Source organism: Nonlabens marinus S1-08, from assembly GCF_000831385.1.
In the GTDB taxonomy this organism is placed as follows: Bacteria; Bacteroidota; Bacteroidia; order Flavobacteriales; family Flavobacteriaceae; genus Nonlabens; species Nonlabens marinus.
The window spans coordinates 2,636,902-2,663,078 of record NZ_AP014548.1; the positions used below are offsets into that span (position 1 = coordinate 2,636,902).

Here is a 26,177-nt window from a genome sequence, read left to right on the forward strand (position 1 = left end):
AAAGCGAACTCAACTTTGATTTATTTATGATTTTTAAATACTTCTATGGTCACTTCTTTTTCTATCAGGTGCGTAAACTCCCCAGTAAATCGAGTCGCGCGTACCATGTGGTTATCAATCCAATGATAATTCCCGCCTCGTGGCTTGCCCATCAATAAGCTGTGGTATTTGAACCCGTGCTTTTTCAACCAATTCTCTGTGACTTCTCGATGATCATCAGTTCGTGAAGTGAAAAAACAAATGATATGACCATCATGAAACCATTCATTTAAAGTAGCCAAAGCATCTGGAAAAGGTTTGCAAGTTGCCATGCGTTCTGGCTCCTCATTTGGCACATCCTCTGTAATGGTGCCGTCTATATCTATCAAATAGTTTTTCACGCCTTCTCGAAGTATGGGACTGTTAAGTGATCCATCTTCCGCTTTAGATTCTAGAAAGTTATTTTCTGCGCTCATTAAATTTCGTTTGCCCAGTTTAAACGGTCCATCTGGTTGTAAGGCCATGGCGCTCCGTTATTCTCGATATTACTCATGGTTGCATTGAGTTCTGTTGGTGCTGCGCTATTTTCTAGCACCAGATACCTTCTCATTTCCATGATAATACTTAGTGGATCAATGCCGATAGGACAAGCTTCTACACAAGCGTTACAAGTGGTACACGCCCACAACTCTTCCGGAGTGATGTAATTGTGCAATAAGGTCTTACCATCATCTTTCCATTCACCTTGCTTATTAATCACTGCTCCCACTTCTTCCAATCGATCGCGAGTATCCATCATGATCTTGCGAGGACTTAATTTTTTGCCTGTGATATTTGCCGGACATTCTGCACTACATCTACCACATTCTGTACAGGTGTAAGCATTGAGCAGTTGTACCTGGTTTAAATCAAAAATATCATTTGCCCCTAATGCTGCTGGCATCGCATCATCAGCACCTTCTGCCGGTGCTGCAAATGGGTCAGCATTAGGATCCATCATTAATTTCACCTCAGCGGTTACAGCTTCCATGTTTGTGAACTGGCCTTGAGGAGTCAACTTAGCTAGGTAAACATTAGGGAAGGCAAGCATGATATGTAAATGCTTAGACCAATAGAGGTAATTAAGAAAAATTAAGATTCCAGCAATGTGCAACCACCAGCAGGTACGTTCTATGATCAATAATGTTTCAAAACTAAGATCTGAAAACCACGGAGTCATCCAGCTGCTAATAGGAAAACTTCCTGCGCTTATATAATGTGTTGCTGCCTCACTAGTAAATCTTCCTGCTTCTACCCCTTGTTGTATGGCGAGGTCAGTCGCGTTCATAGTAAGGAATAATGCCATAAGCACCACCTCAAAATAGAGAATATAATTGGCATCATTCTTAGGCCATCCTTTAAGATCTCTAGCCAAGAAACGACGAATATTCATAATATTCCTGCGCAACAGAAAAACGATGACACTAACTAAAACTAGAAATGCGAGAATTTCAAATGTCGCGATTAATACGTCATAAACTGGACCTAGAAAAGGGGCGAAAATGCGGTGCTGTCCCGTTAAACCATCGATGATAATCTCTAAAACCTCTATGTTGATAATAACAAAACCTACATAAACAATGACATGAAGAAATCCAGCGATAGGACGCCGTATCATTTTTGATTGACCTAGTGCTATTCGTGCCATTTGCGCCCATCGTTCTCCCTTACGGTCTGATCGATCTACTTCTTTACCCAACTTGATGTTGCGTATCATCTTGCGAATATTAGTGGCAAAAAAGACTACCATTCCTATTAATAGAATGGCAAAAATGATATTAGGTAGGTACTCCATGAGTTATTGCTTTCGGTCTTCTGGTTCTTCGTATTCCTTGTTCTTTTTACCAAAAACAGAAATATTTATATATCTAGTAGGATTAAGCTTGATGTCTTGAAGCAACATCTCTGCTTGTCTAGTAGCTCTTTCTAGGTTTGTATACAGTCGGTCATCTGTCATTAACTTACCAAGACTCCCTTTACCTTCTGCCACATCATCCATAACAGCATTGAATTTGCCAATGGTCATCTCTAGGTTTTTCACTACACTCGCGATCTCAACTTTTGACAAAGTATCAGAAATAGCGGCGAAATTTTTTGAAGTTTTGTTCAGGTTTTTAATGGTAGCTGTCAACTCTTTATCATTGTTAGCTAAGAATTTATTAGCATTTGCAGATAAGCTTTGAACTTGAACTAAGGTTCTATTGAGCTCTTCAATACTTTGACCAATTGCCTTTCTAGTTTCTGGATTCAGGGTTTTATTGACTGCCATGAGAACGCTATCTGCGCTCACCACCATGTTTTCAATTTTATCTTTTAAAGGTAAAAATTCTTGCATGATTTGACCCTCGAGACCACTGTCAGTATCGGATCGCAAGGTATCACCTGGTTGTGCTATACGAGCATCTGATTCAAAATTAGGAATAATAGCAAGTGCCTTTCCTCCTATTATTCCTGTGCTGTAAACCGTTGCTGTGCTTTCTTTTGAAAAGGTAAAGGACTCTTCCACATGAAATTTTACCAATAAACGACCACGAGAATCAAGAAAGGATATATCGTCAATATTACCAACAATAAGACCGTTGATAGTTACTGGCGCTGATTTAGTCAGACCTTCTACATTATTATACACTGCATAATAAGAACGATCTGCTTTTAAAAGATTACGCCCGTTAAGAAAGGAATAGCCAAATATGAATAACGCGACTGCGGCCACTGTGAGTAGGCCGACTTTAATTTCTTTGGTAAATTTCATGTTATAGCAATTTCAGCAAATGTAAATATAAGGCTTGCCCAAATATTATGAGTAACATTTTATTAGGAGTTCTTATAACCTGCGGCGTACTCCATTTTCAACCACCACTATAAATGCTGTCTTATACCCTTTACTCACGGCTTGTGCTCTTAGCTCACTAGCCTCTTCTAGAGAATCTGTCTCCCCAGTAAAATATCGATAAATGTTACCCTCTTTTTCTCTTGAAATTTGAGGAAGCTTTTTAAAGTTCGCTGATCGTGCTTCTACTGACTTACTTCCAGCGGCAATTTGAACCATATAAACAGCATTCGAGCTTATGGGTTGAATCGCTGTCGCACTGCTAGAAGGTCTGTTTTCTTTTACTGGAGTGAAATTGACATCTCTAGTTTTTATATAAGAAATAATACCATCATGGATAGATTGTACGATTTTTAACTGACCACTTTCACTAGTTATGTAACTGCGTTCATTATTATTTGACAAGAAGCCGATTTCTACTAAAACGCTTGGCATGTAAGTTTTCAATAATACGACAAACCAGTTCTGTTTTACACCCCTATTCGTTCTCTTTACATTAGAAGCAAAGTTATTTTGAATCATTGCTGCAAGCTCTATACTCTGCTCCATATTGGCTTCTTGAGTAAGAACCCCAGTCGCATAAGAGGATGGATCGTTTGGGTCAAACCCATTATAATTCTCCTTATAATTTTCCTCCAGTAAAATCACACTATTCTCCTTCATAACTGTTTCTAGGTTATCCTTGCTTTTTGTCAAACCTAGCACCCATGTTTCATTGCCATTAGCACTTTCTTTAAAAAATGCATTACAGTGAATAGAAACAAAAAGATCAGCCTGTGCATTATTTGCAATTTCTGCTCTCTTCCATAAATCAACATATACGTCCTTTGTACGAGTATAAATCACCTCTATATTAGGATGTTCTTCCAGTTTTTTTCCGAGCTTTAATGTTACCTCAAGTGAAACCTCTTTCTCTTGAGAGTTGCCCGAAATATTTCCTGGATGCTTCCCACCATGACCTGCATCTAGCACAACCACAAATTTTCTAGGAGGATCTGGAGTCGCCGCGGTTGAAAAAACCGACGCAAAAATCAAGGTCGGTTGTAGGAGTAAGACAATAATGAACTTTAAATTCGTTTTCATAGAATGCAAATAGGTTGCAGGATGCTGCTGTTTAGTTCGCTTTCGCGAAAGCGTAATTATCATAAAAACGCTGCAAAATTATATGTAGTTTTGACTTTTCAAAAACCAGACCAATTCTGTTAACGAATATACCTTAGTCCAGATTGTATCCCATTTTACGGCATATCATTTTATCAATAGTTTTTTTAACAGGATTGTGCAGCGTGTACAGCCAGGAATTGCCTATTACTCAACGACCTATCCCTAAGGTTGTCGATACACCAACCACTGAAGTCACCCTCCCAGCGGAAGAAGCGGTCCAATTGATAGCCGAGCCAGCGCAAGACACAACGAAACCCAAAGCCTTTTTACAGTATAAACTAGAGTCCAATGCCCTAGGTTATAGCCAGCTTGACCGTAAAAAAAATATCATTACGCTATACGATCAAGCGCTTATTATTTATGGAGATATCAAGCTGGAAGCTGGGAAAATAATTATTGACAACAATACGGGAGATGTTTATGCCTATGGTATTGTAGAAGATTCCACCGGTAATTATGTTCAAAAGCCCGTTTTTACTCAAGGTGCTAATGTGGTAGAACCAGACTCTATCATTTTCAATAAGAATACTAAAAAAGCACTGACGTACAATTCAAAAACAGCGCAAGGCGAATTTAATGTAGTGGCGGAAATCACTAAAAAAGTGAACGATTCCGTTTTCTTTATGCGCAACGCACGGTTCACCACTTCAAAAAATCCTGAAAATCCCGAGTATTATTTTTTAGCACGTAAGATCAAATTTGTCCCTAAAAAGAAGATTGTCACAGGACTGGTCAATATGTACATTGCTGATGTGCCTACACCTTTAGGATTGCCGTTTGCCTTCTTCCCTATGACTACTGAAAGGCGTAGTGGTATCATCATACCATCGTTTGGAAACAATAATAACCAAGGCTACTTTTTGCAGAATGGAGGCTATTATTTTGCCGTCAACGACTATGTGGATTTAACCTTACTTGGGGATTATTTTACAAACGGTAGTTATGGAGCTCGAGTAGAAAGTAATTATAGAAAGCGCTATAAATATAATGGTAGTGTGCGATTCTTGTATGAGGTGTCGATTCAAAGTGAACGCGGATTCTCAGACTTTAGAAAATCAGGTCGTTATAATTTGAACTGGCAGCACAGCCAGGATCCTAATTCCAATCCTAATTCCAGATTTAGCGCCAGTGTCAACTTAGGTAGTCCTGATTTCTATCGGAATTCTTTTAATCAGACCAATCAAAGTGCAACGCTCATCAACAACTTGAGCAGTTCGATCTCTTATACTAAAACCTTTCCTGGAGAACCTCAAGTAAATTTAAACACTACGGTATCTGTGAATCAGAATGTGAACACCAGTCAAACAACTATGAAACTGCCTAATTTTCAAGGTAGTGTTTCCAGGGTGTATCCGTTTGAACCTAAAGTAGGTGCTAAAAAAGGAATCATAGAAAACATCAATTTACAATACACCGTAAATGCTGAGAATACGATCAATTCCCAAGACACAGAATTCTTCGGTCCTGGTTTTTTAGATCAAGCACGTGCTGGTGTACAGCATACCATACCTGTAGCGACGAACTTTAAAATAGGCTATTTCAGTGTTAGTGGTAATGCTAACTATGAGGAAACCTGGGTATTTGACACGGTAGATCAAACCTCCTTCTTTGATGAGAACGGGACGGTGCGAGTACAACGAGACACCATCAATGGATTTGACAGCTACCGCACCTATAATTATGGCGCTAGCATAGGGACTACGGTTTACGGACAATGGAATTCAAAAAACAAAGATTCTAAAGTACAAGCGATACGTCACATCCTGAGGCCTTCCGTATCCTATACCGCAAACCCTAGTTTTGATCAATATTACGAGCGCCTTTTAGACGAGAGCGGTGAGATCATATCTGATGAGGAGCGGTTCTTTAGCCGGTTCGAAGGTTCCATCTATAGTGCTCCAGGTCGGATTTATTCGAGCAGCCTAGGTTTTAGTGTTCAAAACACGCTAGAAGCCAAAGTAAAAGATCCTGAAAATGAAGACGGCGAGCTCAAAAAAGTCCAATGGATCAAAAGTTTAAATTTTGATACCGCTTACAATCTAGCAGGAGATTCCTTGAATTGGAGTCCACTAAATATACGTGGTGTAGTTCCCGTTTTTAAAGATGTGGACTTACAATTAAATGCAACTTTAGATCCTTATGCCTTAGACAACTCTAACCAGCGCATTGATCGATTCAATATTGAAAATGGGGGAAGCCCTTTCCGTTTGACAAATGCTGGGGCGCGTTTCAATTTCAAATTGAGTAACAAAGATTTTATCAAAGGTGATTCAGAGGAAGAACTAGGAAAAGTAGAAAATGAAACCTTGCGCAACGGTGGTCGCGCTGATGACTTATTTGGAGATCCTATTGACCCGGCTGATGGGGTGTATTATGAGGAAGAGCCCGCGGTGGAACAAGAGGTAGATTTGAAAAAAAGCCGTTATAATTTTGAATTGCCCTGGACCTTGAATTTTGCCTATACGCTGAACTACAACAATACCGGACGGCAAAATGCCATTACTGGCAATAGCATCATGGTGAGTGGTGATCTGGAACTGTCCCCACGATGGAGTGTGGGCGGCAACACAGGTTATGATTTTGTAGGAGACGGAATTTCCTTTACTACCATCAGATTTCAGCGAGATCTAGAGAGTTTTAGAATGAGTTTCAACTGGAATCCCATAGGGGTCAACAACAGCTGGTTCTTCTTTATAGGGATCAAAGCAGGCGCGTTGAGCGACATCAAATACGACCAAAGAAAACAGCCGGACCCTAGGTTTTAAAGACGACAAACGCCCCATCTAAAAAAGATAGGGCGTTTTGATTTTGATTTTATTTTTGCCTAAGCTTTCGGAATCTCCTTTAAAATCTCCTGAAGCAACTTCCAGAATTTCTGTACGGATTCAATTTCAACATGCTCATCAGGACTGTGCGCCCCACGTATGTTAGGCCCGAAGGAAATCATATCCAGTCCAGGATAACGCTCGCCTAGAATACCACATTCTAATCCTGCATGGCAAGCCACCACTCTAGGCACTGATTTGAACAGCTCTTCATATTTAGATTTGGCTACTTTTAAAATAGCACTGTCTGGTTTAGGCTCCCAACCTGGATAGTCACCAGAGAATGTCACTTCTACCCCATTCAATTCCATTACTCCACGCACACTCGCCTTCAAATCATCCTTCACACTTTCTACTGACGAGCGTGTCAAACAAGCCACTTCTAGATTCCCATCCTTCAAGGTAACACGAGCTAGATTGTTACTGGCTTCTACCAGTTCTTCAAAATCTGGACTCCAGCGGTACACTCCATTGGGAATTCCCAGCAGCATATAAAGTAGGTGTTTGCTATGAGTATCGTCCAGCGCCGGTGCTGGATCTGCAGGCGTTATGCTGATGTTTAAATTTGGCTCCAGTGAATGGTACTCTTTTTCGATTGCAGTACGACACCTTTGAAAAGCACTGAGAATGTCGTTTTTTTCGCTTTCGCGAAAGCGAACTATACTAACAGCTTCCCGCGGTATCGCATTTCTCAAACTACCGCCTTGAAATTCCTGAATGTGGATGGCGCCTTGGTTTTGCATCGCATCCATAAGTCTGGTGGCAATTTTATTAGCATTTCCCAATCCTTTATGGATGTCCATACCGCTATGACCACCTTTTAATCCTTTAACGGTAATTTTTTGCGTGATAAAATTCTCGCCTAAATCAGTCAAAGCGTAATTCTTCACACCAGTAACGTCGATCCCACCGGCGCAGCCTATGTCAATCTCGTCATCTTCCTCTGTATCCAGATTAAGCAAAATGGAGGAGGTAAGTATGTTCTTATCGAGCTCTTTAGCTCCAGTCATCCCTGTTTCTTCGTCGATGGTAAATAGGGCTTCTATCGCAGGGTGTGCAATATCAGTTGATGAAAGCAGCGCCATGATCGCGGCCACTCCCATACCATTATCAGCTCCCAGAGTGGTTCCATTTGCTTTTACAATGTTGCCATCTACTTGCATTTCAATACCCTGATTGTCAAAATCAAAGTTGGTATCGTTATTTTTTTGATGTACCATATCCAGGTGAGATTGTAAAATCACGCTTTGGCGATCTTCCATTCCTGTGGTCGCTGGCTTCTTAATGATCACGTTCCCAATGGCGTCTTCTAAAACCGTAAGATCAAGACTATTCCCAAAGTCGACCATGAATTGACGGACCCGCTCCTCTTTTTTAGAAGGTCTGGGAACCGCGTTTAAGTCGGCAAAATGATTCCAAACGGATTGTGGTTCTAACTGTCTTACTTGGTCACTCATGGTACTGTGTTTTTTTATGCATTACAAAGCTACATCACAATAGACTGTTACTCGTGAACCTTATATTAAAAGACGTGGCTAGGAGCTGGAGGTTTAAGGTTTAAGGTTTAAGGTTTAAAATTTTTGATTTGAGCTCTGATAGTCAAGGCCTTTTTGTTAAAGCTGCTGACTTTCACTTCTTAAATCACCTTGCAAATTACCAGCCACGACCATCCAGCCTCAAACTTTTCACTTTCAACTTTTCACTCCTCACTTTCAACTTTTCACTTTCCACTTTTCACTCTTCACTTTTCACTTTTCACTTTTCACTCAAAACTTTTCACTCAAAACTAAACCACCTTCCTACCTCGCAGCATTTCTCGTTTTCCAGGCGGTCCAGGCAATCGTTCTACCTGAAATCCTGCTTCTTGAAGATTGCGTCGCACCTGACCGGCGGCACAATAAGTCACTAAAACACCAGTATTAGACAATGCCTTGTAAGCGGACTCAAATATCTCTAGCGACCATAGTTCTGGCTGCGTGCGTGGACCGAAGGCATCAAAATAGATCAGATCAAATGAATTGTCAAAATCGATTTGTTCAAACTTCAATTGTCTCTTAGTCAACTTAAATTGATCTGAGATGGTTTCTTGCTGCTCCCAAATAGCTTGATGCAAGCTAGAAAATAGGGCAATATCATTGAGCATGCTGCCATAATCCATGGCTTCTATTTCGTCATTTGTGATAGGAAAAGCTTCTACACCCGTATAGTCTACCTTGCATGATGTAGGATACTGAGCTGTGAGCAACGCATTAAGTCCAGTACCAAAACCGTATTCTAAAATCCGAATTGATTTCAAATCAGCGGTTACCGATTCCAGAAAATGTTGTAACCCCATTTTTATAAACACGTGACGCGCCTCTTGAAGCGCGCCGTGTTTAGAATGGTATTGTTCATTGAGCTCAGGCATGTGTATGGTTTTAGAACCATCGCCTGTAGTCATGATTTCTCTTTTCACTTACTCTGATTTTGCAGATGATGTTGCTCCAACTACATCTGGGTTCTCAAAAGGTTCCACTAAGGCTCCTGTAGCTTCAAAGCTCAACGTGATTTCATCTTGAACAATCGCGTCAATTTCTTGCTGGCTTTTGCCGCCGTCCTGGGCGTAGTGTTTTAAATCATCTATCGAAGTTTTGCTCTTATAGGCCATACCTTCAAGAATGACTTCTTGTCCCTGGCTATTTCTAGGAAGGAAAAAACCATAATCCTTAAATGTAACTCTTGCAGTAGCATCTCCTGCCGGCACTTCTATCCAGCAGCCTTTTTTTGCACAAACTTCATTGATGGTAGTACGTACCTTAACTGCAGTACTATCGTTAGGTTGAAGGTTAGCATACACATCAGCCAGCTGATCAGAACTTATCGCATCAGTATTAGTGATAAGCTCGCCATAGTTTAAGTAAGCGACTTCCTCTAATTGTTCATCGTTTACGGCAGGCATTTCTTCAGTTTCTGAGGATTCACGACAAGAAGATATTGCTAATGTGATAAAAATGAGAGTGAATAAATGTTTCATTGTTATTAATTTCATTTTAAATTATGAATTTGACAGTGGTTCTTATAATCATAGTTCTGCTATCTTTGCAAAAACAGTTAAATACAATGACTCATACCAATCAAATTGTAATAGACAAAGTTCGTAAATCTAGAATTGATTCTACTGATTTTGATAATCTAACTTTCGGGAAAACATTTTCAGATCATATGCTAGAATGTACCTGGAAGAACGGCAGTTGGGGCGATGTGGAAATCAAGCCTTACGGGCCTATTATGGTGGAGCCTAGTTGTAAAGTTTTTCATTATGGTCAAGCGATTTTTGAAGGCATGAAAGCTTTTAAAGATGACCAGGATGATGTCTTCCTTTTCAGACCTGCTGACAACTGGATACGTTTTAACGCAAGTGCTAAACGTCTCGCCATGCCAGAAGTTCCTGAAGAAATTTTTATGGATGGGCTTAAAAAGTTGGTAGAATTAGATAAAGATTGGGTGCGCAAAGGTGATGGACAATCGCTGTATTTGAGACCTTTTATGATTGCTAGTGAGAATGGAGTGGCCGCTGCCCCTTCAACGGAATATAAATTTATGGTCGTCATGTCTCCTGCTAGAGCATACTACCGCGGCGAGGTACGTGTAGTAATCGCTACTAGTTATTCTCGTGCGGCTGATGGTGGTGTAGGTTATGCTAAAGCGGCTGGAAATTACGCAGCGAGTTTTTATCCTAATAATCTTGCACTAGAAGAAGGATTTCAGCAAATTATCTGGACAGATGCTGCCTCTCACGAGTATTTAGAGGAAGCGGGAACTATGAATATTTTTGTACGCATAGGTGATAAACTGCTCACTTCACCACACAACGACCGTATTTTGAACGGTGTAACCCGACGTAGCGTTATTCAACTGGCTAAGGATATGGGTATTGAGGTAGAAGAAAGACGTGTAAGCATTAACGAGATCAATGAAGCGGCAAGAGCTGGAGAGTTGAAGGAAATGTTTGGGAGTGGTACAGCTGCAGTAATTGTTCCTATTAAAGGGTACAAGCACTTAGAGTTTGTTCATGAACTTCCAACGATGGAACATAGTTATGCAGAACGCTTCAAGAAAGAGCTTAATGACATACAATACAATCGAACTGAGGATCCACACCAGTGGCGCGTGAAGATTTAAAAGATATAAAGCCTCTAGTACAGAGGCTTTTTTTATGCCTTGACTTATTTTAACGACGCTTTCGCGAAAGCGAAATTCCAAACGGTTTATTTTTACAACTTATGAATTTTAATATAGTTTCAGAGTTTTCGCCCACTGGTGATCAGCCCGCGGCGATTAAGAAATTAGTAAACGGTATCAATGCGGAAGAAAGGTACCAAACTCTATTAGGTGTCACCGGAAGCGGGAAAACCTTTACTGTGGCAAATGTTGTGGAAGGGGTTCAAAAACCCACTCTAGTGTTGTGCCATAACAAGACACTAGCAGCGCAACTGTACTCAGAATTCAAGTCATTTTTCCCTGATAATGCGGTGGAATACTTCGTTTCTTATTATGATTATTATCAGCCGGAAGCTTTTATTCCTACCAGCGGGACTTATATAGAGAAGGATCTCTCGATTAACGAGGAAATTGAAAAGATGCGGCTCTCTACTACTTCTTCCCTCCTATCTGGTCGTCGCGATATTATCGTAGTCGCCTCGGTTTCTTGTTTGTACGGTATAGGGAATCCAATCGAGTTTCAAAAAAATGTGATCAGAATCAATCAAGATCAAGTAATTGCTAGAACTGATTTATTGAAACAATTAGTGCAGAGCTTGTACTCTAGAACCACTGCAGAATTTAATAGAGGAAACTTCCGCATCAAAGGTGATACGCTAGACGTATTTCCTAGTTATGCAGATACCGCATTTAGAATTCATTTTTTCGGCGATGAGATTGAGGAAATTGAGCGCTTTAATCCGGTCGATGGTCGTGTGATAGAGAAGTATAAGACGATTACGATTTATCCAGCAAACATGTTTGTGACCTCGCCAGATCGCTTGCAAGGTGCCATACATGCGATCCAGGAAGATTTGGTTAAGCAAGTAGATTATTTTAAAGAAATAGGCAAGCCACTAGAAGCAAAACGACTGGAGGAACGTACGGAATTTGATCTCGAAATGATTCGAGAATTAGGCTATTGTTCTGGTATTGAAAACTATAGTAGATATTTAGATGGACGATTGCCAGGAACCAGACCTTTCTGTTTACTAGACTATTTTCCAGATGATTTTTTAATGATCATTGACGAGAGCCACGTAAGTGTACCTCAAGTAGGAGCTATGTATGGTGGCGATAGATCCCGTAAGGTGAATCTAGTGGATTATGGTTTCAGATTACCGGCAGCCATGGATAACCGACCATTAAAATTTGAAGAGTTTGAAGCCTTGCAAAATCAAGTGATTTATGTAAGTGCGACTCCAGCCGATTATGAGCTAGAAAAAAGCGAAGGAATCGTGGTGGAACAAATCATTCGGCCTACGGGATTACTAGATCCAATTATCGAAGTGCGCCCTAGCTTGAATCAGATCGACGACCTGGTTGAAGAAATACGTCTAAGAGAAGAGCGGGATGAGCGCGTTTTAGTAACTACGTTAACTAAACGTATGGCCGAAGAATTGACCAAATATCTTTCCCGTATCAACGTGCGCTGTAGATACATTCATAGTGATGTAGATACTTTAGAACGGGTGGAAATCATGTCTGATTTGCGAAAGGGAATATTTGATGTGCTTATAGGCGTCAATTTGTTGCGTGAAGGGCTTGATTTACCAGAAGTATCTCTGGTCGCCATATTAGATGCAGATAAAGAAGGTTTTTTGAGGAATAATCGATCTCTCACTCAAACCATAGGTCGAGCAGCGCGAAACGTCAACGGACTAGCTATTTTATATGCAGATAAAATTACAGACAGTATGCAAAAAACGATGGACGAAACAGACTATCGTCGATCGAAGCAAATAGAATATAACACGAAGCATGGACTTACTCCTACTGCGATTAAGAAAAGTCTCGAGTCTGCCTTATCTGGAAAAACAAAGGCCGTCTATGCGATAGAAGAAACGCTCAACCTAAAAGCTGCAGAGGAGGAGGCTACTTACATGTCTAAGGCACAATTGGAGCAAAAAGTACGGGACACCCGCAAAAGGATGGAGGCAGCTGCCAAAGAACTGGATTTTATGGAGGCGGCTCGACTGCGAGATCAGATCAAGATGCTTCAAGAAAAAATCAAGCAAGAATGAACCCTTGAGTTTTTATTAACGTCCTTCAACGAATATATTAAACGTAAAACGTTTATTTGAGACCAATAACTGGAATCGCCGATTAAAGAAGAGGTTTCCTACAAGAGCTTCATTTTCAGCATTTAGAACCCTTTTCATATGCGTATTTTTGATAGACCTAACTAGTTAATTCAAGTATGAAAAGCAAAACGACTTTACTCTACTTATTTTCGCTTTTATCACTTACTGCTTTAGGTCAGGTGGGAATACGCACCATTCAGCCCACCGCAGATTTAGAAATTGTTTCCAACCCAACGCCAGGAGCAGACAATTATAATGGAGTGATCATTCCTAAAGTAAGTGCACTACCAGTTACTGGAGATGCTACATTTCCTAAAGCTGCTCAAGCGGGTTTAATTCTATATCTGGATACTACTGATACCACTAAGGGTATTTACATGTTTGATGGCACTCAATATGTAAAGTTAGAAGCTGGGGCACTAGCTGGGGCATTTTTTAATACGGGTACTACTACTATTGCAACTACAACAACTGCAAATGTTCAAAGGACTGGTAATTTGAGTTTAGGTAGCTCGCTCAATTCAGGGAGGCTCAATCTAGAAATTTTAAACAGTGAACTGGTCTCTAATGCGCCAGAGATAGGTTTAAGAATTGCTAATGCAAATAAAACTACCGCAGCAGGTACTTCGACGTATGGCATTCTGACTGAAAACACAAGTTCATCTGGTGTTAAATTTGGTATACGAAACGTAGTTACCAGCGCCGGAAATGGTAACAAAACTGGAATTGATTCAGAGGTTACGCCAAGTAGCACTAATAACGCAGTGACTATAGGTACTCAAAGTAATATCAACAATGTACCTTCTGGAGCCAGCGGTGCTATTGTTTATGGATTCAGTAATTTCATGGGTTCTCTAAATGGAGGTAGTACAAGCATTGGGTATAATACTAAATCTGGTTTTGGAGATATTGTTTCGCAAACAAACTATGGCTTGTATTCAGAAGTAGGGCGTTCCACTAGTAGAGGAACGAAATATGGAGTGTACAGCAAAGCTTTGAATACTGGTACTGAAAATGCGTATTCCGGTTATTTTGTAGGAAATAAATTTGCAATTAGAAACCAAAATGAATCTACTGGATATGATTTAACTGTGGACACTGGTACAGCTGGTCAGGTTTTGACAAGTAATGGCGATCAAACCACTTCTTGGAAAAATGCAAATGCTAACGGGTTTAAGACGAACATAAGAACTATTAGCGGCGGTACTGCACTAAGCACAGATCATACCTTGATAATAAATGGCGACATCAGTATACCTGACGCTGTTACTTCCAACGCTGGCCAAATTTATATAATTGCTTTGGGAATTAATTCAAACAATAGAGTTATCACTGCTATAGGAGGTGATTTCAGATATCCTGGTGATGCTAATGCATTCTCAACTTATGGACTCAATAACAACGGGAACGGCACGAGAGGAATTACTATTCAAAGTAATGGGACTGACTGGTATATCATTGACGTACTACGTAATTAAAAAATAAAGGCTCCTAAGCTATTTTAAATTTAAGATTCAATAAAAAACTCCCAGCTTTTTAGTTGGGAGTTTTAGTTTCTACCTTAAAGTAAATAAATCTGGTGTCCAATTTTTCATATTCACTAAAGTAAGGCGGTGAATTACTTCAAAGAAATCATTCGCTTAGGCTGTGGTAAAGCCTCCTCTTTCTTAGGTAGGGTGATGTTTAAAATTCCATCTTCATAACTACCATCAATTTCATTCTGGTTTACCGTTTCTGGAAGATTAAAGCTTCTTTTAAACGAACGCTTGGTGAACTCTTTACGAGTAAATTGCTCCGTACGTTCTTCAGAGTTTTCGGCCACTTCAGAATAAATGGTCAATACATCTTTGTCCACTTCTATGCTGACATCCTCTTTTTTGAATCCAGGGATAATCATTTCTAAAGTAAACTTATCATCAGATTCTGAGATATTCACAGCGGGTTGCGAAGCTCTTACAGCGCTACCGCCGTCAAAGTCGTTATTGAACATTTCATCAATTAAAGATGGTAACCAATTGTTTGGGGTTCTATGTGCTAATTTCATGATATATAAATTTTTAGTTATTTGACTAGAAGAAGTCAAAATAAATACCAAACACAAAAAGCGACACTATGTCGCTTTTTACCTCTTTAAACCATGACAACATGTCTTAATTGCTGGATTGAGTATGAATTGCCAATAATTCACTTGGCGGAATATTGCCATGTGGATATTTATCCATGACTTCCAGCAATGAAAGTACAGTAAATCTGCGTATGCCGTATCGCAGTGCTACTTCATGCAACAATTGCAGTTCTTTCTCATCCACATCTCCATCGATGCGCATCATTAACATAATGCGATGAAAATGAAGAATACGCTTGATGAATTCCTTAGGCGGTTTTGGAGTGCCCGTAGATGCCTGCTCTAGCATTTCAGAAAGATCTTCTTCACCTACTCCTAAGCGCTTACCTACCACTTTTACAAACTCCACTTCTTCACGTTTCAAATGTTGGTCTACATACGCCATGGAAATCAACTCCTTTAAAATATCTGTCTTTTCTTGCAGTGTATAGGTCATCAATATCTTTCTTTGTGTGAAAATAAAGAATACTTGTGAAATACTTAACCAGTTAAATCTTTCCGTCGCCTAAATTTATAGCATGATTATCATTACCCGTTTACGTTCGTTTTTTAATATTGTCACGAGTAGTATAGCCTTCTACCCTACTTTTTATGCTGTATCCGCGGTGATTTTCGGTTTTGTCATGAAAACTGCCGAGGCAATGGGGGTTTCTCGATTCCTTCAAGAAAACGCCTCCTATCTAGTCGTCAACGATATCGACACGGCGCGAAATGTTCTTACCACATTAATTGCTGGAGGCCTGAGCATGCTGGTATTCTCTTTTTCTATGGTAATGCTTTTACTAAGCCAAGCGGCAGCCAATTATTCACCAAGAGTACTGCCCAGTTTGATTTCAAACCGCCGTCACCAGACCATATTAGGTACGTTCCTCGCGATGATCCTTTACAATATCATCACAGTCATAGGGCTACAACCACATGGCGATGATTATCAACTTCCAGGATTTTCAGTACTGATAGGTATTGCTTTTGCAGTGCTCGCTTTAGCAGCTTTTGTCTACTTTATTCACAGCATATCCTCTAGCATACAGATCAATAATATATTGGAGAATATTTATTCGCTTTCGCGAAAGCGATTGCTTTTTCTAGTGGAAGAAAATAGATTCTCCAAAGATTTTGAGGATACAGACGACTGGCATACCATCAAAACTAACAGAAGCGGAACGATACAAAATATGAGTATCACAGGCTTAAAGGAGCTTGCTCGTGAATCAGAAACCAAGTTTGATATATTGATGTCTAAAGGCGAATACCTTTTTGAACATCAACCTCTAGTCAAATCAAAAAAAGAGTTAGATGAATCCGAGTTGGAAGAACTTTTCAAAAACTTCAATTATACGGAGTCCGAATTAGTGAGTGACAACTACATTATAGGATTCAAACAAATTACAGAAATAGGCATTAAAGCCATGTCGCCTGGAATCAATGATCCAGGAACAGCGCTGGATACCATTCACTACTTGACTGAATTGTTTGCCTTACGCATGCAAAAGGGCGATATAGGCGTGGTAGAAGATGAAGACGGGAATCCGGTTATCAATCTCAAAGTTATTGATTTCAAAACCCTAATGTATAATGTACTGGCACCTTTTCGCACCTATTGTAAGCATGACATAACAGTGATGCAAAAACTATTGGGCATGATCGCTTACCTGAAGACCCTAGATGCCGCAAACGATTCTTTTTATCAGGTGCTGGATCGAGAAGCCACCATGATGATTCAAGATGTCAATAGTGCCATAGAAAACCCTATTGATCTAGAAGTATTGCAAGGTATTTATGACAGAATGAATATCCAGGAAACTTAATACTGCTCAGATGTGTTAGGGAAATCACGACTTTTCACATCTGCATTGTATCTTGTAACAGCATCGCCCATATCTTCATAAAGATTCATATAGCGTCGTAAAAATCTGGGCTCAAATTCATAGGTCATCCCAAACATATCGTGGGACACTAATACCTGTCCATCAACCCCACCTCCAGCACCTATTCCTATGACAGGTATCGTTAAACTTTCTGCTACTTCTTGTGCTAATGCTGCCGGCACTTTTTCCAGTACAATAGCAAAGCAACCCCAACGTTCCATCGCCAGTGCATCTTCTTTTAATTTTTCAGCCTCTTCCTCTTCCTTAGCACGCACCGTATAGGTTCCAAATTTATAAATCGACTGTGGTGTTAACCCTAAATGCCCCATAACAGGAATTCCAGCGTTTAGAATACGTTTAATAGATTCCTTTACCTCGCGACCACCTTCTAGCTTCACCGTATGACCGCCGCTTTCTTTCATAATGCGTATGGCAGACCTCAGTGCTTCTTTGGGGTCGCTTTGATAACTACCGAAAGGTAAATCAACTACCACTAAGGCTCTCTCAGTACCACGCACGACGCTGCTGGCATGATAAATCATTTGGTCAAGTGTGATAGGCAAGGTCGTTTCATGTCCTGCCATCACGTTACTCGCACTGTCTCCTACTAGAATCACATCAATACCCGCACTGTCAATAATCTTAGCCATCGTATAATCATAAGCAGTGAGCATGCTTATTTTTTCCTTGTTCACTTTCATCTCTGTCAAGGATTTAACGGTAATGCGTTTGTATTCTTTTTTGGCTGTAGACATATCTTCGGTTTGTGCGGTAAAAATAGTAATATTAACTTAGGATCTAATTTGAAGGTTATGATGAAATATGCACTGTTATTTGTAGGGCTTATCGCTTTCGCGAAAGCGAACTCTCAAGAAGTTACATCAACCGCTAGCAGCATGGTACACTTACAGTCTCATCCTGCAGAAAAAGTTGTGGAGGACTTTTTTGAAAGTTTTCACGCTCAAGACACTACAGCATTGCGAGCATTTATGGCAGAAGGTGCCGCTCTCAAGTCCTTATCCATAAAAGGAGAGCAGCGTCAGGTTTCTTCAACTTCACTGGATCAATTTTTAACTTCCATCGCCTCCATTCCAGCGGGAGTGGACTTTCAAGAGGAAGTGACAGGAATCACCAGTTTAGGTAATGAATCTATCGCCAGTGTTCATGCTGATTATATTTTTCATCTAAATGGTAAGAAGACGCACACGGGTACCAATGTATTTACCGTGGTATGGAAAGAAAATAGGTGGTTAATTATCCAAATAACGGACACCCGAATCTATTAATTTACATCCAGCGCTGCTGCGAACTGATCACTCGATTGATGATGCTGTTTTTAAGAGCGCTTACTTCGGTTTCTTTAAAATAACGTAATCCACGAGATCCTGCAGCTGTATGCAGCTTAAAATGGATCTGCTGACGGCGTTTTAAAAATATACTGCGCCATTTTTCTAGTGCCTGCATCTTGAAAACCGGAGTAATAATGGTGCTGTGAAACAACCATCCAGATTGTAAAACTAGCAGCTCTTGATCTGCCTCAATCCTAGTGCATTGACCATCCCTATACGCTTGATAGGTGGTCCATAATAATATCAATATAGCTATAACAGTACCTATATAAATCTCAAAATAGGCAAAAACTGCAGCAGTGGCAATTAAAGGGATCGATAGAATATAGAAACTCAAGCGGGCATGGGATGAAGCAATGGATTGCAGCACCTCATGATCCTCTGTAAGACTATTTCCATGCATCAAATGCTGCAGCCTCAACACCATTGCTGGATTACAAGCAGGTACGTCGATACTCGTGGTTTTAGAACCTTCAGACTGGGCTTGATAGATCTTTGCTGTTTGGTAATTGAGCAAACGGCGCAACGGATTGCTATGAAACTCCAACAGCTGAATTTTATTTATAGGAATTTTGACCTCTCGTTTATTAAATAAACCCATTTGCGCCTCTAGATAATTTCCAGACTTGCGCAATTCAAAGCCGTAATACTTATTGAAAGTTCGAGCCAGGCTTACTAATAAAGAAACGACAATGAATAGTACTAAAGCAAAAAGCACTAAACTCAGGCTCGCATAACTGATCACGTCTTCCCATTCAAAATTTTCAAAAACATCACCGTAAAATCGTTCTACTACGTCTTTAATTTTATACCAAAAACCCACAACCACCCCAAGCGCAAGCAAGCCACTGCGCACGTGATTTTGAGTCATGGCGATCTTCAGTAGATCCGTAAATTCAAGAATTAATAAGGTATTCTGTTCCCTTTTATATGCCGTATGAGACGTGGCATCTTTTACATCTTGTTCTTCAGTAGCAATTTCTATATTAGATTCTCTAGAAATAGGCACCTGATCTTGAAGCAAGTTTTTGAAAGATGCCGCAAAAGCACCGTCCAAACCTGGAATCTCTAATTCTTTTGCTTTAGACCCAGCAGTCTCCACCTCAACAGATACCAATTGCAGAATGCGTTGTACTAAATTTTGCTGAATATTTACCGATTGAATGCGCTCTAGAGGTATCGCCTTGCGTTCTTTATTGAGAACACCCTGCTGGATGATGAGCTCGTCATCCTCGATGTGGAACGTAAAAAAATAATATTTCAAAACAGGCATCACCAGCCCCACCACTGCAAATAGAGCCGTCAAACCTATCATGACCCTTAAGTCTGTCCAATTCCCAATTCCAAAGATGGCGTAAAGAGCAAAAATCAACAGTGCTTTTACATTCTTGAGAACATAAAGCAAAATGCTCTTTTTACTTTGTCGAGTAGGAGTTGATAAATCAAGCATGTAGTGCTGTCTTACTTGAAATAAATTCTTTGAGCTTTAGCGCATCCTCTGGATCTAAACCAGATAAGCTTAGATCTGAAGCACTACCACCGGCAGTGTAAATTTCTAATTCACATAGTGTGAACAATCGATCAATGGGTCCATCCTTGATCTCGGTATGCTGGATGCGGTTAAATGGCACTGTAATTTCATGATGGAATACCCAACCATGTTTATAGGTAATATCATGCTCTCTCAATACATAACCGCGGACAAAGTATTCTTTATAAGAGAAAAATAAAGTAATCAATAAAAGTACAATCCAGGCTGCTAGACTGGCCCAAAAGATCCAAAGTGGATCTACCAAAAAAGCAATCACGATCACTCCTATTAGCAGTGGTATGAAAAACAAAACCTTAGCAATCAGCTTTTTATTCAAAAATCGCTTAGGATGTTTTTTGAAATCTGATTCTTCCACGGCGGGTAAGTCGCTTGCTAGTACCTGAACATTAGTCATATCACTTGTATTTGCTCAATATCTTGCCAAAATCTGGCTTAAAATAATCCGGACCCTTAAGAACCTTGCCGTCCTCCCTATAAATAGGCTCTCCATCAGCTCCTAACTTACTCATGTTTGATCGCTGAATCTCTTCAAAAACATCGGTAATGACTTCCTGCATACCGTGTTCTATAATAGTACCGCATAAGATGTACAACATGTCACCTAAGGCATCAGCGACCTCTATAAGATCATCATTTTTTGCAGCTTCTAGATATTCTTCATTTTCCTCTCGCATCAACTCATAACGCAATAATTTGCGTTCTAGAGAGATTTGAACAGTAGGCTCTTCTTGAATATTCAGTTTGAAGGCTTTGTGGAATTTTTGGACGGCATCAATGCTATTCTTCATGGGTAGTTGGTCATTTGTATCGTAATTTTACGAAAAAATCAGCACTATGTTATTGCCCCTGCCTTTATTAAAAGATCCTATGTTCTCACAAGGTCAGATCATCTTTGCTATAGTGTTCTTTGTCGCCTTTGTCATCTTGATCACGTTCATGTATGGAAAAGACAAATTACTACACCGCAAAAACTACAAGGGAGTGAAGTGGATTCTAGTGGGGTTTTTAGCTTTTTTCCTATTGTTGCTTGCGATAAAATTCGGGTTAAAGCAATAAATTTAAAGGTGACGGTATCATTCTGATAAGTTCGCTTTCGCGAAAGCGAACTAAAAACAACCCTCACAAATTCTCTGACTTTATTTCAAAAAAAAGAGGCCGATCTCTCGGCCTCTATTAAACTACAATCTACTCTACAAATTGTACTTAAATTGTATAATGTCTTTTTTAGATTTACTCCACATTCAAGTAAATGCTAGAGATTCCTGATACTGCTTGCTTCATTCTAGGAGACATATTGCCACCGTTAGAAAAGTTATCAAAAGCTAGAGCCATTCCACCGTTTGTACTACGCTCTGCTGCATAGAGTACTTTAGCTTTGTTATCGTACTCAAGATCAACTGGGTTACCCAACATGGTGTTTGCTCCAGTAATAGTTTTTACATCAGATGCATTGATAGAGCTGAAGGCATTCATACCACTGTAGATTACGGAGAAGTTATCGATTGTGTGAATTGCTCCATCACTATCGTTTAATGGGTTTCCTACATCTGCAAGAAACAATTTGTCTTCTACTTCATCATAAGTTACGCCTCTTAATGACTTTGCTCCTGTAACTCTAAAGATATCGTCTGCGGTTAATTCACCTGAAGTGTTAGAGAAAAAGTCATTGTAAACTGCGATTCTACCGCTGTTATCCATGGCTGCATAAAGTGTATTACCTCTTAGGAATATTCCCCAATGTTGATATCCAGTTTCATAGATATTTACAAGTCTTACAGAGTTAGGTGTGGACTCATAAACGTAGAACTTATTGCTTTCTCCAGGTCCAGCAGCATCAGATGATACAACTATGCGATTCCCTGAAACTGCAATATCTCTAGGGTTTTCAACTTGAACGTCAGATCTAAGTGAAGGCGCTAATGAAGCACCGTTTTCATTATTGTTTAAGTTTTCAAAAACCAACACATCTCTTTCAGATCTGGAGGCTTCAAATAAACAGTCGTTGATGGGATCATAATGAATACCATCACTATCACGACTTGCAGATTGAAAAGATTTGTTGGTGATCTCGTTCATGTCTGAAACATCAAACATGTTGATTTTACCTGAAGTATTACTTCCTGTAAAAAGGGTTGCTTTAGAAAGAGTTAGTGGAGCACTAGTGTCATCGATTCCTTCAGAATCAGTAGAACATGAAACAAATGCGAAAGCGCTAAAAAGTAATGCGGCGGGTAGAGTAAAATTTTTCATTGTAGAGTGTAATTGTTTAGATGCTTCAAATATGCAACGTATTCACACGTTTATCAAACATGTTTCATCGTTAAAGTGTAATGATTACGCCTTTACTACTGATATACAGTGTTTTAAAATTTTTACTAAATTTAGATCTACATGTTTTTAATCGGTTTAACGAGTTATTTATCGGTGTTTTGAATTATAGTAGCTTAAAAAGTATTTATAGATTATTGGTATGGATAGGTGCACCAAGTAACATGAGACGGGAAATAAGTGAGGTGAATCAATTATTGAAACGCTATAATTGATTCGTCAAACGTAAAAATGCTAGTGAGTTGGTGAGGTAACTTAATGATGAACGAGCGCCTCAATCGATATTTCGATTCACTTTTAGTTCTGTTGCGCATACCTTATAACAGAAACAGTAAGAGATGATAAATAGATATAATAAAAAAGAGGCCGATCTCTCGGCCTCCTCTAATCTACAATCTACTCTACAAATTGTAATCTTTATTTATTCCACATTTAAATGTATGCTAGATATTCCTGAAACGGACTGTTGCATCATTGGAGCAAAATCTCCTGCCTCGTCGAGTTTATTAAAGCCTAAAGCCATACCACCATTCGTGCTGCGCTCAGCTGCATAAAGTACTTTTCCTATAGTATCATACTCTAAAGCCACAGGATTGCCTAACATGCTTTTAGAACCACGTACTGTTTTTACGTCAACTGCTGCAAAACTACCGTAGGATCCCATCCCACTATATTTTACAGAGAAGTTTTTAATAGTATGGATAGCACCGTCACTGTCATCTAGTGGGTTCCCAACATCTGCTAAAAACAAAGTGTCTTCAAATTCATCATAAGTGATTCCTCTTAAGGATTGCGCACCTTCAACATTAACCACATCATCTGCGGTTAATACACCTGCTGGTTTATTGAAGAAGTCATTGTACACTGCGATGGAGTTACTGTTATCCATAGCGGCATATAAGCGATTTCCCTCGATAAAGATGCCCCAGTGCTGATAACCTGTTTCAAAAATCTTCACTAAACGTAAAGAGCTACCATTGGATTCGTATACATAAAATTTGTTGCTATCTCTTGGCTCTAAAGCGTCAGCAGAAACCACAATTCTATTTCCTGAGACTGCGATATCACGAGCGTTTTTCACTTCAACATCTGCTCTTAAGGATGGTGCTAGTGATGCTCCACTTTGCATGTTGTTGATATTTTCAAAAACCAGTACATTACTTTCAGATCTAGAGGCCTCAATGAGAGATCCGTTAATAGGATCAAATCTCAAACCACCACTATCCCTACTAGAAGATTGAAAAGACTTATTAGTGATATTCTTCATATCAGAAAGATCAAACATATTGATCTTTCCTGAGGTATTGCTTCCAGTAAACAAAGTCACCTTAGGACCATCAAATGCAATGCTAGTGTCATCAACACTTTCATTGTCTGTAGAACAAGATACCAATGCATAAGCACTTAAAAGGAATGCGGTAGGTAAAGTAAGTTTTTTCATGATGTAGAGGTTTTGATCGTTTTCAATGACCAAATATGCAATCATAAAATCAGCTTAACAAACACTAAAACACGATTAACGGTATTTTATATACATAATATTCTTATTTATAGTGTTTTACGTTTTTAGTTAATACTGCGTTAACTTGTTTTTAATCTTTTAAACGGGTGTTTCATCGATATTTAAACTGGTTTTTCTAGCTGTTATACCTATGTTCCTTGAATTATTTACTTAAAAATAAGACCGCAGCTTGTCTAAAAAAATGAGTAGAGAAAAACCTATGAGAGTTTATGTAATGAATTGCGCTTTCGCGAAAGCGCTATTCAAAAGCATCGATTGATCTCTTCAAAAAACTCAGAGTTGTTCCTATGAGCGGCTTAAAATGCCAACCTCACCCCTACTTTATAATTTCTTCCGCGGGTCTGGTAGCCAAATAGCTCCTGATAATCTGCATTCAATAAATTAGACACTCCCGCAAAAAAAGTAACTTGTTTCTTCTCTAATTTATAGGTCGCATCTAGGTCTACCAATTGATAACTATCTAATACCACAGCTTCACTGGCAAAGGTTTGACTGTTAAAAAAAGCATCTCCACGACCATCGTTGTATTGGTACCTGGCGGTTAGGAAGGTTCTAGGCAATACATTTACTCTAGCGGAAGCATTTATTTTATGTTTAGGAATGCGAACCAGTAAAGGCGCATTATCACGTTCAGTAAAAGAATAATTCCCGTTTACCTGAAGTATATCATTGAATAATGATGTTTGTGCCGTGACTTCTACACCTCTTGCGGTAAGTTCATTTTCCACGTTTTGATATTGGAACACAAAGTTCACCGGATCTATATTTGTAAATATCACTAGGTTTTCTTCTTTTCTATTAAAAAAGGTAACACCTAGACTAGAACTCTTGTAAAGGAATTCAACCCCTGTTTCTATGGTTCTGTTTTCTTCTGGCTGCAAATCTGCATTTCCAAAGGTGGAGTCAAACAATTGAAATAAAGATGGCGTGATATAAGCGGTGCTATAAGTCGCATATCCTTTCAAGATCGACTCTCCCACTTCTACAGAATAGGACGGGTTGATGCTGTATACAAATTGAGCATCATATTCACTGTGGTTGTTATACCGCAATCCAGCGTTCAAATTCAATCCAAAATCACTGAGGTAAACGGCATTAACATAAGGATCATAAATCTGAGCATTTGCCTGATCTGTGCTGATTTCTTGTTCAAAACTGGAACTCCCAGAGGGAATGGAAAAACTTTCAAATTGGTCTGTTCTAAAGTTAAAGCCGCCAATAGTTTTAAGTTCGTGACCTTCTTTGAATCCAAGTGTGTATTTATGATACAGATCTAAAGAATAACCATCTGCATTAAAAATACTAGGGAATCCACTGCGAGTATCTCGTTTGGTATGGGTGCTAACGTCGGTATAAACTATTTCTCCCTTATCTGAATAGTTCCAATTGACATTAGTTCCCCAGCGTATTTGTTTATTATAGGTTTCATTATCCCCATCAGTCAAATCAAAATTATCAAATTCTGCTTTGTATTCATCCAGACTGATGTAACTGGTCAGTTTAAAATTACGATCGTTGTCATAACCTATCCTACCTAGTAAGTTGATGCGGTTAAAAGCATCGGACTCGTTTGCCGGAGCATCCTCAGCCGCTTCTGCGGCGCTGAGTCCATCTGTAGATTGATGAGAAAAGCCTGCCGCATAAGTCAATCCATTAGATGCCCGGCCACTCGCATAGATATTTGTAGTAAACTCATCTACTCCATTGATACCAAGTTCTGAACTGGTGTTCGTCCCTAAAAACGAAGACAGGGTGACTTGAAGTTTCTTGCGAGCAGCTTCTTTAAGTTTGATATTAATGACCGCTGTACTGGCGTTAGCGCCATACAATGAACTGGAAGCTCCTTTCAAAATCTCTATTTCTTCTACCTGATCCAGGCTGATCAATCGTAAATCGAAATCACTAGCAATATTACTGGCATCATTTACTTGAGCGCCATCAATTAGAAATGAGACTTGTCTGTTATTCCCACCACGAATAAAATATCCTAAATTTTGTCCTGCATTACTGCGGGCTCCATTGATCTCAATACCCGCATATTGATTGAGCAGATCTGCAATGCTTGCAGCACTTTGCTTCTCAATGTCTTCCCTAGTAATCTTGATTACAGGTTTACCGCTATCCTTGCGTTTGATTTCAAACTTAGAATTTGCTGTGACCAGCACATCTTCTAGGTTGACTAATGTGGAGTCCGTTTGAGCTGAAACTATCATGCTGACGGCCAAAATACTTACTGAAATTATTTTTCTGATCATCGATCTGTTATAGATCGG

General features: G+C 39.5%; 23 protein-coding genes. 7 read left to right on the forward strand and 16 right to left on the reverse strand.

All coding sequences use genetic code 11. The features are described 5' to 3' along the window. Positions 1 to 20 precede the first annotated feature (20 nt). The 4 genes from NMS_RS12100 to NMS_RS12115 form a co-directional block, all read right to left on the reverse strand. A complete protein-coding gene (locus NMS_RS12100; RefSeq protein ID WP_041497046.1) occupies positions 21 to 455 on the reverse strand; it encodes an LNS2 domain-containing protein in 435 nt (144 codons plus the stop codon). Then, positions 455 to 1,813 carry a (Fe-S)-binding protein gene (locus tag NMS_RS12105; RefSeq protein WP_041497047.1) on the reverse strand — a complete coding sequence of 453 codons (1,359 nt, stop codon included), beginning with the start codon at positions 1,811 to 1,813 and terminating at the stop codon, positions 455 to 457. Before NMS_RS12105 ends, NMS_RS12100 begins: the two co-directional genes overlap by 1 nt. Before the next feature lie 3 nt (positions 1,814 to 1,816). Next, on the reverse strand, positions 1,817 to 2,770 hold the full coding sequence (locus NMS_RS12110) for an MlaD family protein (protein WP_041497048.1): 954 nt from the start codon (positions 2,768 to 2,770) through the stop codon (positions 1,817 to 1,819). A gap of 72 nt (positions 2,771 to 2,842) precedes the next feature. Then, the gene (locus tag NMS_RS12115) at positions 2,843 to 3,931 is read right to left on the reverse strand and encodes an N-acetylmuramoyl-L-alanine amidase (RefSeq protein ID WP_041497716.1); all 1,089 of its coding nucleotides are present in this window, start codon (positions 3,929 to 3,931) and stop codon (positions 2,843 to 2,845) included. 203 nt (positions 3,932 to 4,134) lie between these two features. On the opposite strand from NMS_RS12115, the gene NMS_RS12120 reads away from it, so the two are divergent. Continuing rightward, positions 4,135 to 6,777: a putative LPS assembly protein LptD gene (locus NMS_RS12120; protein ID WP_231862395.1), complete on the forward strand. Its 2,643-nt coding sequence runs from the start codon at positions 4,135 to 4,137 to the stop codon at positions 6,775 to 6,777. A gap of 59 nt (positions 6,778 to 6,836) precedes the next feature. Here NMS_RS12120 and NMS_RS12125 read toward each other — a convergent pair whose 3' ends face one another. The 3 genes from NMS_RS12125 to NMS_RS12135 form a co-directional block, all read right to left on the reverse strand. After that, complete coding sequence (locus NMS_RS12125; protein ID WP_041497052.1) at positions 6,837 to 8,294, reverse strand: aminoacyl-histidine dipeptidase; 1,458 nt, start codon at positions 8,292 to 8,294, stop codon at positions 6,837 to 6,839. A gap of 329 nt (positions 8,295 to 8,623) precedes the next feature. Beyond that, positions 8,624 to 9,292 carry a tRNA (5-methylaminomethyl-2-thiouridine)(34)-methyltransferase MnmD gene (mnmD, locus tag NMS_RS12130; protein WP_041497053.1) on the reverse strand — a complete coding sequence of 223 codons (669 nt, stop codon included), beginning with the start codon at positions 9,290 to 9,292 and terminating at the stop codon, positions 8,624 to 8,626. Further along, positions 9,293 to 9,850 (reverse strand): DUF4920 domain-containing protein, encoded by a 558-nt coding sequence (locus NMS_RS12135; protein WP_041497054.1) that lies wholly within the window; start codon positions 9,848 to 9,850, stop codon positions 9,293 to 9,295. Between the two features lie 86 nt (positions 9,851 to 9,936). Here NMS_RS12135 and NMS_RS12140 point away from each other — a divergent pair, with 86 nt between their 5' ends. The 3 genes from NMS_RS12140 to NMS_RS12150 all read left to right on the forward strand — a co-directional run bounded on the left by NMS_RS12140 (position 9,937) and on the right by NMS_RS12150 (position 14,638). Beyond that, positions 9,937 to 10,998: a branched-chain amino acid aminotransferase gene (locus NMS_RS12140; RefSeq protein WP_041497056.1), complete on the forward strand. Its 1,062-nt coding sequence runs from the start codon at positions 9,937 to 9,939 to the stop codon at positions 10,996 to 10,998. A 101-nt stretch (positions 10,999 to 11,099) separates the two neighbouring features. After that, entirely contained in the window at positions 11,100 to 13,100 is a 2,001-nt protein-coding gene (uvrB, locus tag NMS_RS12145; protein WP_041497057.1) for an excinuclease ABC subunit UvrB, read from the forward strand. A 176-nt stretch (positions 13,101 to 13,276) separates the two neighbouring features. Next, a complete protein-coding gene (locus tag NMS_RS12150; RefSeq protein ID WP_041497058.1) occupies positions 13,277 to 14,638 on the forward strand; it encodes a hypothetical protein in 1,362 nt (453 codons plus the stop codon). A gap of 140 nt (positions 14,639 to 14,778) precedes the next feature. Here NMS_RS12150 and NMS_RS12155 read toward each other — a convergent pair whose 3' ends face one another. Both NMS_RS12155 and NMS_RS12160 read right to left on the reverse strand, forming a co-directional pair. Further along, positions 14,779 to 15,204, reverse strand: a complete 426-nt coding sequence (locus NMS_RS12155) for an Hsp20/alpha crystallin family protein (protein WP_041497717.1) — start codon at positions 15,202 to 15,204, stop codon at positions 14,779 to 14,781. A 106-nt stretch (positions 15,205 to 15,310) separates the two neighbouring features. After that, positions 15,311 to 15,721 carry a tellurite resistance TerB family protein gene (locus tag NMS_RS12160; RefSeq protein WP_041497059.1) on the reverse strand — a complete coding sequence of 137 codons (411 nt, stop codon included), beginning with the start codon at positions 15,719 to 15,721 and terminating at the stop codon, positions 15,311 to 15,313. Between the two features lie 82 nt (positions 15,722 to 15,803). On the opposite strand from NMS_RS12160, the gene NMS_RS12165 reads away from it, so the two are divergent. Beyond that, positions 15,804 to 17,093, forward strand: a complete 1,290-nt coding sequence (locus NMS_RS12165; protein WP_041497060.1) for a DUF2254 domain-containing protein — start codon at positions 15,804 to 15,806, stop codon at positions 17,091 to 17,093. On the opposite strand, the gene panB is transcribed toward NMS_RS12165, so the two are convergent. Continuing rightward, entirely contained in the window at positions 17,090 to 17,908 is an 819-nt protein-coding gene (gene panB, locus NMS_RS12170; RefSeq protein ID WP_041497062.1) for a 3-methyl-2-oxobutanoate hydroxymethyltransferase, read from the reverse strand. The genes NMS_RS12165 and panB overlap by 4 nt on opposite strands. Positions 17,909 to 17,965: 57 nt before the next feature. Here panB and NMS_RS12175 point away from each other — a divergent pair, with 57 nt between their 5' ends. Next, a complete protein-coding gene (locus NMS_RS12175) occupies positions 17,966 to 18,439 on the forward strand; it encodes a nuclear transport factor 2 family protein (protein WP_041497063.1) in 474 nt (157 codons plus the stop codon). Position 18,440: 1 nt separating this feature from the next. On the opposite strand, the gene NMS_RS12180 is transcribed toward NMS_RS12175, so the two are convergent. From NMS_RS12180 to NMS_RS12190, 3 genes are read right to left on the reverse strand one after another with little or no spacing between them, the layout of a single operon-like run. Beyond that, complete coding sequence (locus NMS_RS12180) at positions 18,441 to 19,952, reverse strand: PH domain-containing protein (protein WP_041497064.1); 1,512 nt, start codon at positions 19,950 to 19,952, stop codon at positions 18,441 to 18,443. Beyond that, positions 19,945 to 20,448 carry a PH domain-containing protein gene (locus NMS_RS12185; RefSeq protein ID WP_041497066.1) on the reverse strand — a complete coding sequence of 168 codons (504 nt, stop codon included), beginning with the start codon at positions 20,446 to 20,448 and terminating at the stop codon, positions 19,945 to 19,947. Before NMS_RS12185 ends, NMS_RS12180 begins: the two co-directional genes overlap by 8 nt. Position 20,449: 1 nt before the next feature. Continuing rightward, the gene (locus tag NMS_RS12190; protein ID WP_041497068.1) at positions 20,450 to 20,842 is read right to left on the reverse strand and encodes a pyrophosphohydrolase domain-containing protein; all 393 of its coding nucleotides are present in this window, start codon (positions 20,840 to 20,842) and stop codon (positions 20,450 to 20,452) included. Positions 20,843 to 20,888: 46 nt separating this feature from the next. Between NMS_RS12190 and NMS_RS12195 the strand changes: the two genes are divergently transcribed. Beyond that, positions 20,889 to 21,110 carry a hypothetical protein gene (locus NMS_RS12195; RefSeq protein WP_316931171.1) on the forward strand — a complete coding sequence of 74 codons (222 nt, stop codon included), beginning with the start codon at positions 20,889 to 20,891 and terminating at the stop codon, positions 21,108 to 21,110. Between the two features lie 174 nt (positions 21,111 to 21,284). On the opposite strand, the gene NMS_RS12200 is transcribed toward NMS_RS12195, so the two are convergent. The 3 genes from NMS_RS12200 to NMS_RS12210 form a co-directional block, all read right to left on the reverse strand. After that, complete coding sequence (locus NMS_RS12200) at positions 21,285 to 22,304, reverse strand: LVIVD repeat-containing protein (protein WP_041497069.1); 1,020 nt, start codon at positions 22,302 to 22,304, stop codon at positions 21,285 to 21,287. A gap of 499 nt (positions 22,305 to 22,803) precedes the next feature. Then, entirely contained in the window at positions 22,804 to 23,868 is a 1,065-nt protein-coding gene (locus NMS_RS12205; RefSeq protein WP_041497070.1) for a YncE family protein, read from the reverse strand. Between the two features lie 332 nt (positions 23,869 to 24,200). After that, complete coding sequence (locus tag NMS_RS12210; RefSeq protein WP_041497072.1) at positions 24,201 to 26,159, reverse strand: TonB-dependent receptor plug domain-containing protein; 1,959 nt, start codon at positions 26,157 to 26,159, stop codon at positions 24,201 to 24,203. Between the last annotated feature and the right edge of the window lie 18 nt (positions 26,160 to 26,177).